Origin of the sequence: uncultured Maribacter sp. (assembly GCF_963977385.1) — a bacterium.
Classification (GTDB): Bacteria; Bacteroidota; Bacteroidia; order Flavobacteriales; family Flavobacteriaceae; genus Maribacter.
Genome location: NZ_CAXBOU010000004.1, coordinates 74,951 through 94,584, shown reverse-complemented (window position 1 = coordinate 94,584; position 19,634 = coordinate 74,951). Strand labels below are relative to the sequence as shown.

Genomic DNA, 19,634 nt, shown 5'->3' with positions numbered 1-19,634 from the left:
AAGTGTACTTACTTATTTCCCTATTCTTAATTGTATTAAAATTTTAATTACTTAGTAACTTTTGCCTTCTTACGTTTTTCACGCTCTTGAACATCAATCACGGCAACCGCAGCCATGTTTACTATTTCATCTACACTTGCTCCTAATTGCATAATATGTACCGATTTTCGCAAACCTACCATAATTGGACCAATTGAATCAGCTTTATTTAACTCCTTAAGCAATTTATAGGTGATGTTCGCCGATTCTAAATTAGGAAAAATCAATGTGTTTACAGTCTTTCCTGCAAGTTTTGAAAATGGAAATTTACTTTGATGTAATTCTTTGTTTAAAGCAAAATCTGTCTGAATTTCACCATCAACTACCAGGTTAGGTTTATTTTCATGTAATATTCTAACTGCTTCCCTAACTTTTCTGGCATTAGGATGCGAGGAAGAACCGAAGTTAGCATAGCTTAACATCGCTAATACTGGATCAAACCCAAAATTAGAAGCAACATTTGCAGTCATTTGTGCAATATCTGCGAGCTCTTCAGCACTAGGTTCAATATTAATAGAGGTGTCTGCCAAAAACAAAGGACCTCTTTCAGTGATCATAATATTTACAGTAGCCACTTTCTTTACACCAGTTGCCCTACCAATAACTTCTAATATAGGTTTTACAACTGTCGGGTAAGCTCTTGAATAACCAGAAATCATACCATCTGCATCACCTTCAAGAACCATCATAGCACCAAAATAGTTACGCTCACGCATTTTTATTTTAGCACTGTAGAAAGTAACTCCGTTTCGTTTACGACTCTCCCAATACTTTGTTGCATAACGGATATGACGCTCATCAAATTCTTCGGACATAGGGTCAATTATTGGAATATCAGCATCGAACTCCAACTCCTTTTTCAGTTCTAATATAATATCCTTTCTACCTAAAAGTATAGGTATGGCAATACCTTCTTCATGTACAATTTGAGCTGCTTTTAACACATCTAAATGATCAGCCTCGGCAAAGACAATTTTCTTCGCATTAGTACGAGCTCTACCATGTAATAAACGTACAACCTTATTATCATTACCAGAACGTAACATTAATTCTTCCTTATACTTATCCCAATCGGTAATTGGTGCTTTAGAAACACCACTTTCTATTGCTGCTTTAGCAACTGCTGGGGGTATTACATATATTAAACGCTGATCATTAGGTTTTGGAATTATATATTCTTTACCGAAAGTCAACCTAGTTTCACCATATGCTATATTTACTTGTTCTGGCACTGGTTGCTTTGTTAAATCTGCCAACGCTTTTACTGCAGCCATTTTCATAGCTTCATTAATTGCCGTTGCCCTAACATCTAAAGCTCCCCTAAATATAAATGGAAAACCTAAAACATTATTCACTTGGTTAGGATGATCAGATCTACCTGTTGCCATTATGATATCCTTACGGGTAGCAATGGCTAAATTATAATCTATTTCAGGGTCTGGGTTTGCCATGGCAAATACAATCGGGTTTTCTGCCATAGATGTTAGCATCGCAGGTGATACAATATTCGCAATGGATAACCCCACGAATACATCAGCATCTACCATTGCCTCATCAAGTGTATCTATTTTTCTATCTGTAGCAAACTCCTTCTTAGATTCTGACAAATTTTCAGCATCTTTTCGAATAACGCCTTTACTATCAAGCATTACTATATTCTCGGCCTTAGCACCAAAAGCTTTATACAATTTAGTACATGAAACAGCCGCCGCACCAGCACCACTGATTACTATGCGAGCCTCTTCCATTTTTTTATTGGAGATCTCTAATGCATTAAGTAACGCAGCTGCAGAAATAATTGCGGTACCATGCTGATCATCATGCATTACCGGTATGTCGAGTTCTTCTTTTAATCGACGTTCTATTTCAAATGCCTCTGGAGCTTTTATATCCTCAAGATTAATACCTCCAAAAGTTGGGGCAATCATCTTAACGGTTTCTATAAATTTATCTACGTCTTCGGTATCTACTTCAATATCAATACCATCGATATCGGCAAAAATTTTAAATAAAAGACTTTTACCTTCCATGACTGGTTTAGAAGCCTCAGGACCAATATTTCCTAAACCTAAAACAGCTGTACCATTAGAGATAATGGCCACTAAATTTCCCTTAGAAGTATATTTATAAACGTTTTCTTTATCCTTTGCTATTTCCAAGCATGGTTCTGCAACACCTGGCGAATATGCCAAAGCAAGATCTCGTTGTGTTCTGTAAGGTTTTGTTGGTACAATTTTTATCTTTCCAGGTTGTGGCTTTGCGTGATAAATAAGTGCTTCCCTTCTTAGCTTTTCATTGCTCATGCTCATATATTTTAAAAAAACAAATTTAAAGGTAATCTTTAAAGAAGCGTGAAAAGAACCTAGTTTTATCTTAACAAAATGCAATACCCTTAGGAAAATTCAAAAACATCATAACAATTATAATTCCAAAGCCTCTTCTTTCTTATCTACGTTCAAACGCATAGCAAAAAAGGCTGCAAGAACAAAAAAGACACCCGCAAACAACATTGCATTAATGGCATTTCCACCCAATAAGTATTTGTAGATTGGACCGAATGTAAGAGTTTCAATCCCCATAGGAATTACAATCATCATATTCAGAATTCCCATATAAACCCCTCGCCTTTCTTGCGGAACTACTTTAGACACCATGGTATAAGGTATACCCATCATTGCTGCCCAACCAATTCCAAAAAGTACCATTGGTACTAATACCATTATTGGATCTTGAATGTATGGAATTGCAAATAAAGAGAGTGCAGTACCAAACAGACTTAAAGCATATACTTTTTTACCTCCATATTTTAAGGTCAAAGGCACTAAAGCCAAAGCGACCAGCATTGTTACAATATTGTAAGTCAAACTCATTTGTGCTGATTGAGATGCCGCCTCCCCTGTAGAATACCCCATGGTTAGTTTAAATAACGGCGTTGTATACTGCCAATAAATAAATAAAGCATACCATTGAAAAAGATAAACTGCACCAAGCTTCCACATGAATTTCGGCATTTTCTTAATCGATTCTGAAATTTCTATAAAAGGCAATGCAATACGCTCGGCCAAAGGCTTAGCTTTTGCTTGATTTATATCTGCTAGTTCATCAGAAGTTGGTGGAATTTCAGGTGTTTTTAAAACAGACCATAAAATCGTAGTAATTGATAGAATTGCACCTATATAGAACGAATAATACAACCAAGTAGGGATGGTTCCTGCGACTTCAACAGATTCCCCTCCAAATAAATATTGAAACAATACGATTGAACCATTAGCCAAAAGTATACCTGCACCAACAAACAAACTTTGCATTTGGTACCCTAAACTCAATTGCTTTTCTGGCAACTTATCTCCTACAAATGCTCGATACGGCTCCATGGCCATATTGTTACCTACATCTAGAATCCATAAAAGTCCAACAGCAAACCATAACACCGGACTCGTAGGAAATGCGAATAAGCATAAACTTCCTAAAATAGCACCAATTAAAAAATAGGGCTTACGTCGACCCCATTTTGTAGACCAAGTTTTATCTGACATTGCTCCGATTATTGGTTGAATTATCAAACCAGTTACGGGGCCTGCAATATTTAAAATTGGCAGCATATCTTCAGGTGCTCCTAAGTATAAAAAAATAGGGTTAATTGCTGTTTGCTGTAGTCCGAAACTATACTGAATTCCTAAGAATCCAACATTCATATTAAATATCTGCCAAAAACTAAGACTCGGTTTTTTTATTTTCATTTACGTTTATTAATCTTGAACTGGGAGTGACGATTACAGTATTCTTATTGGAAAGATGTAAAAAATTAGAAATACATAATATTAACCCTCTAGCAATATAATATAATTAAGTGTTAGCAACACTTTTCTGAGAAACAAATACTTTCGAAAACGTTTGAGGAAAATATTTTATTTTAAAAAATCGATATTTCTAGTCAGTCCTGCAAATTTCGTTCGCTTTACAGCTGATTTTTTAAAGACTTTTTGAAAAATATCTTCTGTAATTTCTTCCCAATCTTTTTTTGTCATTGAGAGCAAGTCTGCATTCGGATTGAACAATGGTTCCTTATGGGGTTTTGAAAACCGATTCCAAGGACAAACATCTTGACAAATATCACAACCAAACATCCAATCATCAAAACTACCTTTTACCTCTGCGGGCAGTTCATTCTTTAATTCGATTGTAAAATAAGAAATACACTTACTACCATCTACTACATAAGGTTCAACTATTGCTTGGGTAGGGCAAGCGTCTAAACACGCAGTACATGTACCACAATGGTCAGTAACCTTATAATCATATTCCAATTCAATATCGACAATAAGTTCAGCAATAAAATAAAAAGACCCTACCTGTTGGGTTAAAAGATTACTATTCTTCCCAATCCATCCTAAACCACTTTTTGCGGCCCAAGCCTTATCTAAAACTGGCGCTGAATCTACAAATGCACGCCCATTGACTTCACCTATCTCTTCGGTTATGAACTCTTGTAATTGTCTTAATTTTGATTTAATAATATGATGGTAATCTTGACCATACGCATACTTAGAAATTTTATAAGAATCTTCCACTTGAGTTTCTTCCGGAAAATAATTGAGTAGTAGCGATATTACAGATTTAGAACCTTCTACCAACAAACGCGGATCTAAGCGTTTGTCAAAATGGTTTTCCATATACCCCATCTCACCATTCATGTTTTTGTTGAGCCATTTCTCCAATCTTGGCGCTTCCTCTTCCAAGAAATCTGATTTGGATATACCGCATGATAAAAAACCGAGGCGTTTGGCTTCGGTTTTAATACTATTTGTCCATTTAGATTTTATATCAATACTCAAAACAATCCTGTTTGAATTTCACCCTTTACCCTACCTAGATGCTTATAAGCAAGTTCAGTTACTTCACGACCACGAGGAGTTCGCATAATAAAACCCTGTTGAATTAAAAAAGGCTCATATACCTCTTCAATGGTTTCTGAACTTTCAGAAACCGCAGTAGCTAATGTTGAAATACCAACTGGTCCACCTTTAAATTTATCGATAATTGTGGTTAAAATTTTATTATCCATTTCATCTAAACCGTGAGCATCAACATTTAATGCCTTAAGGCTAAACTTAGATATTTCCATATCTATTGAACCATTCCCTTTAATTTCAGCGAAATCTCGTACTCTTCTTAATAACGCGTTACAAATTCGAGGTGTACCTCTACTTCTACCAGCAATCTCAATTGCTGCATCCTGGGTAATAGGAACACGCAATATTTCGGCACTTCGTTCAACTATCGTAGAAAGTAATTCGGTTGAATAATACTGTAACCTACTTTGTATACCAAACCTAGCTCGCATTGGCGCTGTTAGTAATCCGGAGCGAGTAGTTGCTCCAATCAATGTAAAAGGATTTAAATTAATTTGAACAGAGCGCGCATTAGGCCCAGTTTCAATCATTATATCAATTCTAAAATCTTCCATTGCAGAATACAAGTACTCTTCGACTATGGGACTTAATCTGTGAATTTCGTCAATGAATAAGACATCACGTTCATCTAAATTAGTTAGTAGCCCGGCTAAATCACCTGGCTTATCCAAAACAGGTCCTGAAGTAATTTTTATACCTACCCCTAATTCATTAGCCAAAATATTGGCCAATGTGGTTTTCCCCAAACCTGGAGGGCCGTGAAACAAAGTATGGTCAAGAGCCTCTCCCCTTCTATTCGCTGCCTCTACAAAAACCTTAAGATTTTCGAGCACCTGCTCTTGACCTGTAAAATCGTCAAAATTAATAGGTCGCAATGCTCTTTCAATATCCAGTTCCTCATTTGAGAAACCTTCAGAAGATGGGTCTAAATGCTCGTTCATATACTAACAAAGATATACAAACACCCGATAACTTCATTGTTAAGTGATTTTCTAAATTCATTTTAATCAATACAAAGACCAAGCATCAAATACTAATTAGAATTATGTATAAAAATTGTAATTTCATATTATGACAAAAGAAAATTACACTGCAGAAATTCTACAATATATCACTGTATTTTATATCATTTGGTCTGATGACCTATTATCGGCTTCGGAAATTAATGTGGTTGAAAATGCCATTTCTGAAGACAGTTCTTTAACCCAAAAAGATAAAAAACAACTTCGCGCTTGGTTAGATGTAAAAAACCCGCCTAAAAATCAATTGTTTAAATCTTGGAAACAACTTATTACGAATAGCGGTGTTAAGCTAGTAGAGCACGAAACCTATCCTTTAACAGCATTTAGCCAGAAGGTAGCATCACATTATCATAAAGATATCGCCTTTAATGATCATATTAAAAAAATAGAAATCAACCTTGGCATTCAACCAAATCACTATAATCACTTATTCGATGTACATATTGATGTGGATAAAATTTCTACCCAGTATTCTGCAATAGAAATTGATAGCATTTTGAAAGGTAATCATGCGGAGGTAGTCGATAGATTTAGAACAGTTTTGAATGACCCAATATTTTCATGGGAGGTTCGCAGAAATAAAGAAGAGTTTAGAAATCATGTTTTAAAGCAGGTAGAGTTTTTAGCCGATAAAGGGTATGGCGCTATGGCATATCCAGAAGCCTATGGCGGTACCAACGATATGGAAGGCTATGCCTCAATTTTTGAAAACATGATGTATGTTGATGGAAGTTTAGCTATTAAATTTGGTGTACAATTCGGCCTTTTTGGCGGTAGCATTCAAAAACTAGGAACAAAAAAACATCACGACAAGTACCTGACAGATGCAGGTTCTGCAAATCTTTTAGGGTGCTTTGCCATGACTGAGACAGGGCATGGTTCTAACGTACGTGGTATAAAGACTACGGCAACGTATAACCAAAGCACAGAAACACTAGTTATTCATACTCCTGGAAAAAATGACAATAAAGAATATATAGGCAATGCTATTCATTCAAAAATGGCATCAGTTTTCGCCCAGCTAATCGTTAATGGAAAAAATGAAGGAGTTCATGCTATTTTAGTTCCATTAAGAAATGAGAACCATGATTTATTACCCGGAATTGAAGTTGAAGACAACGGCTATAAGCTAGGTTTAAATGGTGTAGATAATGGCAAAATATGGTTCAATCAAGTTTCAGTGCCTAAAATAAATTTGCTTAATAAATACGGAACCATTCTGGGTAATGGAGATTATTATTCTGAAATTAAAAATCCGAATAAAAGATTTTTCACCATGCTAGGCACCTTGGTAGGTGGCAGAATTTGCGTTGCTAGAGCTGGTCTTGGTGGAGCAAAATTTGCACTTACAGTCGCCATCAAACATGCATTAAAAAGAAGACAATTTAATGATAGTGTGAAAATTCAGGAAGATTTACTGATGGACTATCCTTCACATCAATTACGTTTAACACCATTAGTGGCAAGTGCATATGTCTACCATATCACCCTCGACAAAATGATGAGAATTTATTGTGATGAATCGCAACCAGACAAAAGACAAGTTGAAACTCAAGTTGCCGGACTTAAATCTATTATTACATGGTATGCAAATAACACGATTCAAGAATGTAGGGAAGCTTGTGGTGGTAAAGGATACCTTTTAGAGAATCGCATTGCTGATTTAAAAGGTGATGTTGACATTTTTACCACATTTGAAGGGGATAACAATGTATTACTACAATTAGCCGCTAAGGGCGTTCTTTCTGATTTTAAAGCGGAATTTAATAGTGCAGGCTTTTCTACTGTTTTAAAATTACTGAGTTCCCAATTAGGCGATAGGCTTTCAAACATAAATCCACTTTACACCAACAAAACTGATAAAGACCATTTATATAACCCTAAGTTTCATGTACATGCTTTTGAGCATAGAACTCGGCGATTGACCTATACTATTGCAATGCGAATAAGAGGCTACATTAAAAAAGGGATTCCTTCTTATCAAGCCTTCCTTAAAGTTCAAACACATCTATTAACATTAGGAAAAGCATATAGCGTAGAACTTGCGTATAAATCATTTTTAGAGCACAATAGGACTATAACGGATCCAGATTACAAAGCTCTTTTTGAAAAATTAGGAACACTATACGCATTAAACGAAATAAGAAAAGATGCTTCTTGGTATTTAGAACAAGGTTATATAGGAAGTACAAAATCAAAAGCTATACGACAACGTGTAGAAAGACTATGTACAGAACTGAGACCACATTTGGGTAGTTTAGTAGATGGCTTTGGTATTCCAGACCATTGCCTAACAGCACCAATAGCAAATTAGTCTTTTTCCTTTTCCAATCTCGACGTATCTAAGAAATCCAAAATTGTAATCTTAGGATCACCATAAAGCTTAGTTCTAGAACCGCCTTTAGAACTAAGTTGAAAATTACTTAAAGCTCTAATTTCCGCATCAGGGGAATCTTCTATCAATAGAAGTACATCACTTGCTTGCAAATCAGACGCTTTCAAGGAACTGTTCCCATATAATTTAGCCATTAAGAAATCGGCAGTACCTTCAACTTTAGCTGAGGCATTCTCATACATGTAAATACTATTATTGGCACCTGTAGTATAAAGTTTTACATCAATTCTGTCCTTTAGCGTAATATTTAATGAATCACTTGCCAAATTAAAATCACCTGAACTGATTTCTTCCATTGTGATATCAATAATATCAGCTGTAGCATTTAATTCTAACCTAGAAGTACCTGCAGTATAAACATTTAAACGATTTGTCGAAATAACATCTTGCATACTAATCTTTCCATTCAACATTTTAACAGAGCTCAATTCTTGAAAGAAAATAGTGATTTCTAGTTTTCTCTTAGAAGTAATATTATAGAAGGATGATATTTTCAAAGTACCGTTATCAACTTTGAATCTAAGAACATCTACTAGGTTATCATCTAGTTCTAATGCATAACCTTCTCGAGAAGATTTTTGAAGTACAATATCCAAATCATCAGCAAGCTCAATTGCAGTAAATGGCTCTAAATCCTCCCGAACCTCAATTACATTTTTATTACCCTTTATTTTTGGCTTTCTTTGTGAATAAAGCTGGACAGAAATAAGTGAAACAATTAAAAGAAGGGCGAACTTTTTCATAATCTATAGTTTTTTATAAATGAAGGTATTCATTTTTATGTGATCAACGAACAACTTAGCAATATCTTAAGAGCTTAACAAAAAAAAGCCCAACTATCACTAGTTGAGCTTTTTACTAATTTTTAATTATCTAGTGACTCATTTCTTCTTCATCCTTCTGTAGTGGAATGTTTTGGGGAATGAAGTCTTGACCTGGAATAAAATATTCACCATTTTCATCAACTTTACTATAATCATAAGACCATCTATGAACCTCAGGTATAGCACCAACCCAGTTACCATGAACATGTTTCTGTTCAGCAGTCCATTCTAATGTATTAGATCTCCAAGGGTTTTTAGGACCAACCTTACCATAGAAAACACTATAGATAAAGTTTGCAACGAAAACTAATTGAGCGGCCCCTGCAATGATTGCGAACACTGTCATTAACACTTGTATATCTGTAAGCTCATCAAACATTGGGAATGCCGTATTTTCATAATATCTTCTTGGTACACCTGCCATACCGACAAAGTGCATAGGAAAGAATACACCATAAGCACATATTGCAGTCACCCAAAAGTGTACATAACCCAAATTCTTATTTAGAAGCTTTCCTTCAAACATTACAGGAAACCAATGGTACACACCTGCAAATAAACCATATAGTGCAGAGATTCCCATTACTAAGTGAAAGTGAGCAATTACAAAATAGGTATCATGAACATTTATATCTAATGTACTATCTCCCAAAATAATACCTGTTAAACCACCAGTAATAAATGTGGATACAAAACCAATAGAAAATAGCATTGCTGGATTTAACTGCAAATTACCTTTCCAGAGTGTTGTAATCCAATTAAAAGCCTTTACCGCAGAAGGTATCGCAATTAATAAGGTTGTAAACGTAAAGACAGATCCTAAAAATGGATTCATTCCAGAAATAAACATATGGTGACCCCAAACAATTGTTGAAAGAAAGGCAATTGCAAGTATTGAAGCAACCATTGCGCGGTAACCAAATATAGGTTTACGCGAACTAGTTGCCATAATTTCAGATACCAATCCCATTGCTGGTAAAATCACAATATATACTTCAGGGTGCCCTAAGAACCAAAACAAATGTTCAAATAATACTGGTGAACCACCTTGATAATGTAAAACCTCACCTTGAATAAATATATCGGATAAGAAGAAAGAAGTACCAAAACCTCTATCCATAATCAACAATAACGCTGCAGATAATAATACTGGAAACGATATTACACCAATAATAGCCGTAACAAAGAAAGCCCAAATTGTCAATGGCAATCTAGTCATTGACATTCCTTTTGTTCTTAAGTTAATAACCGTTACGATATAGTTCAAAGAACCTAATAATGAAGAAGCAATAAAAATAGCCATGGATGTTAACCAAAGAGTCATACCCATACCAGAACCCGGTTGAGCCATAGGCAAAGCGCTTAAAGGCGGATAGATAGTCCAACCCGCTGCTGCAGGCCCAGCTTCAACAAATAATGAAATAACCATTATAACAGCAGAAACAAAAAACAACCAAAATGAAACCATGTTAAGGAAACCAGATGCCATATCTCGTGCCCCTATTTGTAATGGAATCAATAGGTTACTAAATGTACCACTTAGACCAGCTGTTAAAACAAAAAAGACCATTATGGTTCCGTGCATGGTAACCAAAGCCAAATAAATATCTGCGTCCATTACACCACTTGGAGCCCATTTCCCTAAAAGAGCTTCAAAAATTGGAAATGATTCCCCCGGCCATGCCAACTGCATTCTAAACAATAATGACATTGCTATACCAATAAAACCCATTACCAATACACCTGTTACTAAGTATTGTTTGGCAATCATTTTATGGTCTTGACTAAAAATATATTTAGTCACAAAAGTTTCTTTGTGATGATGTCCATGATCGTCATGTGCGTGATCATCTACATGTGCATGTGCTGTTGCTGACATAATCGTAATCTTTAATTTTATTAATTTTCTTGTTATAGCCTTTTTCTATTCGAGGAATACTGAATTACTCTCCTACTGGCGTAGAATCTACTGTATTAAAAGCAGGTTCTGAATCATCTTTCATTACGGTTTCAGCAAAAGTCGATTGACCCTTCATCCACTTATTATAATCCTCTTCAGATTCAACTATGATTTTCATCTGCATATTGTAGTGAGATTTTCCACAAATCTTATTACAAAGCAAGATGTAATCAAATTCCCATGGATCAAGAACTTCTCCAGTGCTTGCAGATTTTTCTGCACGAATTTTGTTTGTTCTTTTCACCTTATCTACAACATCAGGATTTGCTCTCATCTCTTCTGTAGTGTATATCGGAGTAAAAGAAAATTCTGTAATCATACCAGGAACACAATTCATTTGTGCTCTAAAATGAGGCATATAAGCAGAATGCAAAACATCTTGAGAACGCATTTTAAAATTAACCTTTCTACCTACTGGTAAATGTAATTCCTTAACAATAACATCGTCATGAGCGTATGTATCAGCTTCATCTAAACCGAGTACATTTGCCTTATCAATATCTATCATTCTAACGTTAGCACCACCTAGAACATTATCTCCACCACCATATCTTGCGGTCCAGTTAAACTGTTGAGCATAAAGTTCTACTATTAATGGATCGTCTTCGTCGTTAACATCCATAATGTTTGTCCACGTATACAGACCCCATAAAATAAGACCTGCTAAAACAATAACGGGTATGATGGTCCAAATGAATTCTAAACGATCATTATCAGCATAAAACAATGCCTTTTGACCTTTTTTACCACTATACTTATATCCGAAATAATGTAATAATGCTTGTGTTAATGTTTGAACAATAAAGATGATAACCATGGAAACTAACATCAAGCTATCATACTCCTCACCATGAGCAGAACCAGCTTCAGGTAATAAGAATTTACCATATTGCCAAAAACTAAAAATGGTTATTCCGTATATGAATACTAAAAATGCGAATAACATATAACCGTTATTCTTATTGTCGCTATCTGTAGCTATCTGATACTTTTCAGTTTTAAGCTGTGATAATTCAAATATTTTAGTCAACTGCCAAATGGCAATCGCTACAAGTACAAGAACAGCTAAAGTCAATAATGTCGTCATCGTATATATAAATGTTATACTTTACTTATGAATTAATAATGAAAGTGTCTGCTTTCTTCAATAAATGGATTTCTTTTAGGCTGTAAAGGAGCTGTTGAAAGTGATCTAAAAACCCAAAAAATAAATAACCCTGCAAAAAATAATACAGAGCCGATTTCTGGAATTCCAATATACCAGTTCTCACCTACAGTAGATGGCATTATGGCATTGAATATATCCATATAATGTCCCGCAAGTATTACAATACCAGTTAATATTACGAACCAATTAATTCTTTTATAGTCACTATTCATCAACAATAAAACCGGAAATAAGAAATTCATGGCTACCATACCAAAGAATGGTAATCTATAATCTGCTATTCTAGTTACATAATATGTTACCTCCTCAGGAATGTTAGCATACCATATTAACATGAATTGAGAGAACCATAGATATGTCCAGAAAATACTAATACCGAACATAAATTTTGCTAAATCATGAATATGACTATTGTTAACATCAGGTAAATGACCTTTTGACTTTAAGTAAATAGTAACCATTGCGATAACAGTAATACCAGATACGAACATACTTGCAAAAATGTACCAACCAAATAATGTACTAAACCAATGTGGTTCAACACTCATTAACCAATCCCAAGACATTATTGATTCTGATATCAAATAAAACACCAAGAAACCAGCAGATATTTTGAAGTTCAATTTAAAATTAGAATTGTCATCAGACTCATCCTGAGCCAAGGATAGTTTTCTTGAATATTCTCTATATCCAATCCATCCAGCTAAAAATATCGCCGCTCTAATTAAAAAGAAAGTAGGATTCAAGTATCCTGATTTACCTTGCAATAAAGCATCATGTGCAACTACATCTGCATCCATCCAGATGAATAAATGATTCATATGTAACACTGAAAGTAGAAGTATAACAAAAACAATAATTCCGCCTGGAACAAGATATGACGTTATTCCTTCCATAACTCTAAACAACAATGGAGACCACCCTGCTTGCGCAGCACGCTGAATTGCGTAAAAGGCTAAAACACCTAATGATATCATCATAAAAAAGAATGCAGCAACATATAATGCTGCCCATGGTCTATTTTGTAATTGATCCAACAAATGCTGATCGTGTGAAGAATCATGTTCTTCACCATGAGCATCTGCAACAGCATGATCATCTTCCTTAGGTGCATGCGCAGCTTCAGCTTCATGTGCATCACCATGACCTTCGTCATGACTAGCCACCATGGCCTTTGCCTCTGCTATAGTTCCAGGAGCCATAACAAATCCACCTATAATTCCTAATGCACCTACAATCATTAGAATAATGGAAGCTATTTTAAGTCTATTTGAAAACGTATACATAGTATTGTTTACCTATTATTTGGTTAAATCTTGTTTCAATTGCATTACATATTCCGATACTTGCCACATCTCTTCTGTATTCATTTGAGAAGCGTAAGACCCCATAGAATTCAATCCATAATGAATTGTATAATATGTAGTACCTACTGTTAGATTCCTAACAGGATCAGCATAACTTGGAACACCCAATATCTTTTCTCTCTTTACCAAGGTTCCTTTACCATCACCTTTATCACCGTGACATATCGCACAATAAATTGTATACAATTGACCACCTTTTGCTAAATTATCATCAACATTAATTGAATCTAATGGACTTCCTTGCAATCTAGCCAATTCTTTTCCTTCAGGTGAATTTTCAATTTCATAAGGCAACCACCCTCTGTTAATAGTATTCGCAGGAGGTAATAAGGCTTCAGATTGATTTGGCAAAAAACCTGCCTCACCATAAGTCTCATAACCAACTGACTCGTACATATTAGGCATATATTGATAATTACGTGACTTATCATTTTGACAAGATGTAACCAATACGACTAAAGCAAATAGTATTGCTATGTTTTTAAAACTGTTCATATTTAATGACTGTTTTTTTCTGATACATTAATTTCAACAGCTCCTGTATCCATTAATAAATCTTTTAATTCCTGCTCATTATCATGGATCTCAATTTCCATTAAAAAATGGTCATCCGTTGTTCTTACATCCGGATTTTCCGCATCTTTAAAAGGCCACAATCTACTTCTAAGATAAAAGGTAATCACCATTAAGTGAGCTGCAAAAAACACCGTTAATTCAAACATAATCGGAACAAATGCCGGCATGTTCTCTATATAGCTAAAACTTGGTTTACCACCAATATCTTGAGGCCAATCTTCTATCATGATGTAGTTCATCATTAATACCGAAACCGCAAGACCAACACAACCGTATAAGAATGAAGTTATAGCTATTCTTGTCGGTGCCAATCCCATTGCTTTGTCCAATCCATGTACTGGAAAAGGACAATATACCTCTTCAATATGATGTTTTGCTGCTTTCACCTTCTTAACGGCAAGCATAAGCACATCATCATCGTCGTAAAAAGCATGTATAACTTTAGATGCCATAATTATCTCTTGTTATTTAATAAAATAGTTGCCTGACCTGCCCAATCATCTCTCTGTGCTCTCCCGGGGAACGAACCTGTAATAGAATCCAACAAGTTATATTCACGTTCTGTCATTCTAGCCACTTGAGCAAATGTGTAAATTCCTATTTGATTCAAGGTTGCTTCCATTTGCGGACCTATACCTTTCACCTTTTTCAAGTTATCTGCTTGTTGCGTTGTTGCATCAAAAGTACCAACTGCACTTAACAAATCAGAAACACCAACTTTATCATCAACAGCAGGTTTAACTTCACCCATTAACACATCATCAGTAATAGACTCCTTTACTTCTACTTTAGTTTTTTTAATCGTATATAATGGCTTACCAGCATCCCTTAGTTTCTTATATTTCTCTCCTGAGGCTTTCAAAATAGATTTAACCTCGGCCTGAGCAATAACAGGGAATGTTCTAGCATATAAAAGGAATAGAACAAAGAAGAATCCTATTGTACCTATGAATATACCTATATCTACAAATGTTGGCGAGAACATTGTCCAAGATGATGGTAAATAATCTCTATGTAATGAAGTTACGATAATTACGAATCTTTCAAACCACATACCAATGTTCACCACAATCGAAATAAAGAAAGAGAACATTATACTCGTTCTAAGTTTCTTGAACCACATAAACTGAGGCGAGAACACATTACATGTCATCATTGACCAGTATGCCCACCAGTAAGGACCGGTAGCTCTATTCAAGAACGCGTATTGTTCATATTCAACCCCAGAATACCATGCCATAAACAACTCGGTAATATAGGCACAACCTACAATAGAACCGGTAAGCATGATAACGATATTCATTAATTCTATATGCTGAATGGTAATGTAATTTTCTAAATGACATACCTTTCTCATTATAATCAACAATGTATTCACCATCGCAAAACCAGAGAAAATAGCTCCAGCAACAAAGTATGGTGGAAAAATAGTTGTATGCCAACCCGGTATTACCGAAGTAGCAAAGTCAAAAGATACAATGGTATGTACAGATAGAACTAAAGGAGTTGCAAGACCCGCAAGCACCAATGACACTTCTTCAAATCGTTGCCAATCTTTAGCACGACCACTCCATCCAAAACTTAACAAGCTGTATATTTTCTTCTGAAAAGGCAAAACAGCTCTATCTCTAATCATTGCGAAATCAGGAAGTAAACCTGTCCACCAGAATACTAAAGAAACAGATAGATACGTTGAAATAGCAAATACATCCCAAAGTAATGGTGAATTAAAATTAACCCATAATGAACCAAATTGATTTGGAATTGGAAGAACCCAATATGCCAACCAAGGACGACCCATGTGAATTATTGGAAAAAGACCAGCCTGAATTACAGAGAAAATGGTCATAGCTTCCGCAGAACGGTTAATTGCCATTCTCCATTTCTGACGGAATAATAAAAGTACCGCTGAAATCAATGTACCAGCATGACCAATACCTACCCACCAAACAAAGTTGGTTATATCCCAAGCCCAATTCACGGTCTTGTTAAGACCCCATGTACCGATACCGGTAGAGACCGTATAAATAATACAACCTACTCCCCAAAGAAATGCCACTAAGGCAATGGAAAAAACTATCCACCAATGCTTATTTGCTCTTCCTTCTACTGGAGCGGCAATATCCACAGTTACATCGTGGTAGCCTTTGTCTCCAATTACTAGGGGTTTACGTATAGGTGCTTCGTAATGCGACGCCATAGACTTTTGTTATAATTACTTTCTACTATTGATTATGCTTCGTTGGTGTTTCTAACCTTAACATGATAGAAAACATTTGGCTGAGTTCCTACATGCTCCAATAAATGATACATACGGTCACTCTCCTTTAATTCTGCCACTTTACTCTTCTCATCATTAACATCACCAAATACAATGGCTCCATTACTACAAGCTGAAGAACACGCGGTTTGAAACTCTCCATCTTCAATTACTCGTCCATCTCGTTTGGCATCTAAAATGGTCTTTTGTGTTTTTTGCATACACAATGAACACTTTTCAATAACCCCTCTAGAACGAACATTAACATCTGGGTTCAAAACCATTTTACCCAAATCATTATTCATATGAAAATCAAACTCATCATTATTATTATACAAAAACCAGTTGAATCTACGTACTTTATAAGGACAGTTGTTTGCACAATACCTTGTACCTACGCATCTGTTGTATATCATTTGACTTTGACCCTGTCTTCCATGTACTGGAGCACCTACAGGACAAACAGTTTCACATGGCGCATGATTACAATGCTGGCACATTACCGGTTGGAAGGCAACTTGCGGGTTTTCAGATGGATCTTCTAATTCCCCAAAACCACTCAATGATCCTTTATCGCCAGTTAAGCCATCAAATTCATCTTTCTTAGTATCATCTTGCTCAAAAGTCTCTTCAGAAGAATAATATCTATCAATACGCAACCAGTGCATATCTCTTGACTTTCTTACTTCTGCCTTACCAACAACAGGAACGTTATTTTCAGCATGACATGCTATAACACAAGAACCACATCCTGTACATGCATTCAAATCAATTGACATGTTGAAATGATGACCGATTGTACGATCAAAACTATCCCATAAATCAACTGATGTTGCAGGAACTTCTTGATGATCCAAAGAAACCATAGGAACTTCATTCCATTCTGAGTGATCCTTCGTATTGAATATTTCTAAAGTTGTTTCCTTTATAATATCCCCTCTACCCATTAGGGTTTTATGTAATTGAATACAGGCAAACTCGTGATTACCTGAAACTTTCTCTACACTTACAGATTGATTGGCACTAAAACCATCATATAACATAAAGGCATTTACACCTGTCTGCATATCCTCTTTCAACCCTACTTTCTTACCGTAACCAAAAGAAAGACCCACAGAACCTTTCGCTTGACCAGGTTGAACAACTACAGGAATTTGCTCTAGACTTACACCATTTACTGTAAGCTTAACATAATTACCATCCATACCGCCATTAGCGACATTCACATTCTCAACACCTAACTCAGCAGCATCAGCTTTTGAAATAGTAACATAGTTATCCCATGAAACTCTTGTTATAGGGTCAGGAAATTCTTGAAGCCAAGGATTACTAGCTTGCTGTCCATCACCCATACCTACTTTCGAATACAAAGTAAGCTCCATACCATCGCTTGTTGTATTGGCCAAACTACGAATTGCAGAAGCAATTGGCACCACACCTACAACTTCAGAAACTTCTTCAGACGAAATAGCATTTTGAGTGGAACCATCAGCAACAACCATCATGGTTTCAGCACTAAAAACACCGTCTTGCAATGCTTGATTCCAGTTTGCACCGTTCAATACATTATCGTTCCATGTTTGTTTTATATAATCATAATACGATTGATCACTTCCTAACAATTCTAAAACAACTGTTTGAAACTGCTTCGTATCAAATAATTCTTTAATAGTAGGTTGCATTAAACTGTAATGCCCCTTTTTAATTTGAATATCTCCCCAAGATTCTAAATAGTGATTTGTTGCTGCCACATATTGCACAGCTTCGGTAGTTTCATTCCAATTTGTTGAAAAAGCAACAGTAAGATCAACTTTGGAAAGACCTTCTTTAAAATCTACTGCATTTGGCAAAGAATACAATGGGTTTACACCATCAATCATTAACGCTCCAATTCTTCCTGCTTTCATATCAGAAATCAAAGAATTCACAGCCTTTACATTACCTTTTCTGATATATTTAGGAGCCGTAACATCAAACGCTTTACTCGACAACATTTCGTTAATCGCCAAAACAACAGTTTGAGCATTAACATCATCCAAACCAGTTACTACAACAGCATCTGAGCCGGCTTTCTTAATTTCGGCAGCCAACATATCAACAGCTGCATCAAATTCTGAAGTGTTACCACCAACAGTAGTACCATTCAATTTACCGTACAACTTAGCCAATACCACTTTTTGCGCACTTGGCTTCATTGCTATACGCTTATCTGCATTAGCACCCGTTAAAGACATATTCGCCTCTAACTGCACATGCCTAGACATTTTTCCTTTCTTAGGAACACGACCTCTTGAATAACCGGCATCGTATCCTCCACCTTGCCAATCAGAAATAAAATCAGCACCAAAAGAAACAATTAAACCTGCATTTTCGAAATCATAATCCGCTAAAGCACGCTCACCATACCTATTCTCAAAGGCAGTTAAAGCAGCATCCTGAGAAATCGCATCATAAGTAACATGAACTACATTTTCATTTGCCAACATCAAATCAGCCAACAAACGATCAGTAGATGGACTAGCGTAGGTTTGAGTAAGCAAAGCAATCTTTTTAGAAGAACCCTTAAGTCCGCCCATTTTAGATTTAACCGCAGCTTTCAACACATCCCATTCAACTGGCTCGCCATTTGCTAATGGACCTTGCAATCTAGTACTATCATACAAAGAAAGAACAGAACCCTGAACTCTTGCATTAGCAGAACCGCCAACTTTAGCCAAAGTATTGTTTTCTACTTTGATTGGTCGACCTTCTCGTGTTTTTATTAAAATACTCGCAAAGTCAAAACCATTGGCAATTGTAGTTGCATAAAAATTTGCAACACCAGGAACTATATTTTCTGGAAGCACAACATAAGGTATCGATTTTATAACCGGACCTTCACATGCAGCCAAAGAAGCCGCAGCTGTACTAAAACCAACATACTTCAAGAAATCCCTTCGATTTGTGTTTGTGGCAGACAAAGTTTCCTTGTCACCCAAGAAATCATCAACAGGAATCTGCTCTACAAATTCGTTCTGCTTTAGTGCCTCAACAATGGAATCGTTAGGATTTAACTCCGCTTCGTTTTTCCAATATTTTTTGTTTGATGCCATACGTATTATCTGTAATTA

The 19,634-nt window shown here is 35.8% G+C and carries 13 protein-coding genes; 1 reads left to right on the top strand and 12 read right to left on the bottom strand.

Annotation, left to right across the window (positions count from 1 at the left end; genetic code table 11):
* Nucleotides 1–47 precede the first annotated feature (47 nt).
* The 4 genes from AAC084_RS06890 to ruvB form a co-directional block, all read right to left on the bottom strand.
* Nucleotides 48–2,342, bottom strand: coding sequence for an NADP-dependent malic enzyme (locus AAC084_RS06890; RefSeq protein ID WP_339838699.1), 2,295 nt, complete (start codon nucleotides 2,340–2,342; stop codon nucleotides 48–50).
* Between the two features lie 117 nt (nucleotides 2,343–2,459).
* Nucleotides 2,460–3,779, bottom strand: a complete 1,320-nt coding sequence (locus AAC084_RS06885; protein ID WP_339838697.1) for an MFS transporter — start codon at nucleotides 3,777–3,779, stop codon at nucleotides 2,460–2,462.
* Nucleotides 3,780–3,947: 168 nt separating this feature from the next.
* Nucleotides 3,948–4,868: a tRNA epoxyqueuosine(34) reductase QueG gene (queG, locus tag AAC084_RS06880; protein ID WP_339838946.1), complete on the bottom strand. Its 921-nt coding sequence runs from the start codon at nucleotides 4,866–4,868 to the stop codon at nucleotides 3,948–3,950.
* Nucleotides 4,869–4,870: 2 nt separating this feature from the next.
* Nucleotides 4,871–5,893 carry a Holliday junction branch migration DNA helicase RuvB gene (gene ruvB, locus AAC084_RS06875; protein ID WP_339838694.1) on the bottom strand — a complete coding sequence of 341 codons (1,023 nt, stop codon included), beginning with the start codon at nucleotides 5,891–5,893 and terminating at the stop codon, nucleotides 4,871–4,873.
* 130 nt (nucleotides 5,894–6,023) lie between these two features.
* Here ruvB and AAC084_RS06870 point away from each other — a divergent pair, with 130 nt between their 5' ends.
* Complete coding sequence (locus tag AAC084_RS06870) at nucleotides 6,024–8,288, top strand: acyl-CoA dehydrogenase (protein ID WP_339838692.1); 2,265 nt, start codon at nucleotides 6,024–6,026, stop codon at nucleotides 8,286–8,288.
* Here the strand turns inward: AAC084_RS06870 and AAC084_RS06865 are convergent.
* From AAC084_RS06865 to AAC084_RS06830, 8 genes are all read right to left on the bottom strand, one after another.
* Entirely contained in the window at nucleotides 8,285–9,112 is an 828-nt protein-coding gene (locus tag AAC084_RS06865; RefSeq protein ID WP_339838690.1) for a DUF2807 domain-containing protein, read from the bottom strand. The two genes, AAC084_RS06870 and AAC084_RS06865, sit on opposite strands and share 4 nt — an antisense overlap.
* A gap of 130 nt (nucleotides 9,113–9,242) precedes the next feature.
* Nucleotides 9,243–11,072 (bottom strand): cbb3-type cytochrome c oxidase subunit I, encoded by a 1,830-nt coding sequence (locus AAC084_RS06860; RefSeq protein WP_339838687.1) that lies wholly within the window; start codon nucleotides 11,070–11,072, stop codon nucleotides 9,243–9,245.
* A gap of 64 nt (nucleotides 11,073–11,136) precedes the next feature.
* On the bottom strand, nucleotides 11,137–12,240 hold the full coding sequence (locus AAC084_RS06855; RefSeq protein WP_339838683.1) for a cytochrome c oxidase subunit II: 1,104 nt from the start codon (nucleotides 12,238–12,240) through the stop codon (nucleotides 11,137–11,139).
* 32 nt (nucleotides 12,241–12,272) lie between these two features.
* Nucleotides 12,273–13,607 carry a quinol:cytochrome C oxidoreductase gene (locus AAC084_RS06850; RefSeq protein WP_339838680.1) on the bottom strand — a complete coding sequence of 445 codons (1,335 nt, stop codon included), beginning with the start codon at nucleotides 13,605–13,607 and terminating at the stop codon, nucleotides 12,273–12,275.
* A 15-nt stretch (nucleotides 13,608–13,622) separates the two neighbouring features.
* On the bottom strand, nucleotides 13,623–14,183 hold the full coding sequence (locus tag AAC084_RS06845) for a cytochrome c (protein WP_339838677.1): 561 nt from the start codon (nucleotides 14,181–14,183) through the stop codon (nucleotides 13,623–13,625).
* A 2-nt stretch (nucleotides 14,184–14,185) separates the two neighbouring features.
* Nucleotides 14,186–14,716, bottom strand: coding sequence for a DUF3341 domain-containing protein (locus AAC084_RS06840; RefSeq protein WP_339838675.1), 531 nt, complete (start codon nucleotides 14,714–14,716; stop codon nucleotides 14,186–14,188).
* Nucleotides 14,717–14,718: 2 nt separating this feature from the next.
* Nucleotides 14,719–16,464: an NrfD/PsrC family molybdoenzyme membrane anchor subunit gene (gene nrfD, locus AAC084_RS06835; RefSeq protein ID WP_339838673.1), complete on the bottom strand. Its 1,746-nt coding sequence runs from the start codon at nucleotides 16,462–16,464 to the stop codon at nucleotides 14,719–14,721.
* 32 nt (nucleotides 16,465–16,496) lie between these two features.
* Entirely contained in the window at nucleotides 16,497–19,616 is a 3,120-nt protein-coding gene (locus tag AAC084_RS06830) for a TAT-variant-translocated molybdopterin oxidoreductase (RefSeq protein WP_339838670.1), read from the bottom strand.
* Nucleotides 19,617–19,634: the final 18 nt, after the last annotated feature.

Bases quoted from the DNA above. Each gene is read 5' to 3' on its own strand.
- AAC084_RS06860 (WP_339838687.1), bottom strand. From the start codon at position 11,072: ATGTCAGCAACAGCACATGCACATGTAGATGATCACGCACATGACGAT.
- AAC084_RS06885 (WP_339838697.1), bottom strand. From the start codon at position 3,779: ATGAAAATAAAAAAACCGAGTCTTAGTTTTTGGCAGATATTTAATATG.
- AAC084_RS06830 (WP_339838670.1), bottom strand. From the start codon at position 19,616: ATGGCATCAAACAAAAAATATTGGAAAAACGAAGCGGAGTTAAATCCT.
- ruvB (WP_339838694.1), bottom strand. From the start codon at position 5,893: ATGAACGAGCATTTAGACCCATCTTCTGAAGGTTTCTCAAATGAGGAA.
- AAC084_RS06890 (WP_339838699.1), bottom strand. From the start codon at position 2,342: ATGAGCAATGAAAAGCTAAGAAGGGAAGCACTTATTTATCACGCAAAG.
- nrfD (WP_339838673.1), bottom strand. From the start codon at position 16,464: ATGGCGTCGCATTACGAAGCACCTATACGTAAACCCCTAGTAATTGGA.
- AAC084_RS06855 (WP_339838683.1), bottom strand. From the start codon at position 12,240: ATGACGACATTATTGACTTTAGCTGTTCTTGTACTTGTAGCGATTGCC.
- AAC084_RS06840 (WP_339838675.1), bottom strand. From the start codon at position 14,716: ATGGCATCTAAAGTTATACATGCTTTTTACGACGATGATGATGTGCTT.
- AAC084_RS06870 (WP_339838692.1), top strand. From the start codon at position 6,024: ATGACAAAAGAAAATTACACTGCAGAAATTCTACAATATATCACTGTA.
- AAC084_RS06850 (WP_339838680.1), bottom strand. From the start codon at position 13,607: ATGTATACGTTTTCAAATAGACTTAAAATAGCTTCCATTATTCTAATG.
- AAC084_RS06865 (WP_339838690.1), bottom strand. From the start codon at position 9,112: ATGAAAAAGTTCGCCCTTCTTTTAATTGTTTCACTTATTTCTGTCCAG.
- AAC084_RS06845 (WP_339838677.1), bottom strand. From the start codon at position 14,183: ATGAACAGTTTTAAAAACATAGCAATACTATTTGCTTTAGTCGTATTG.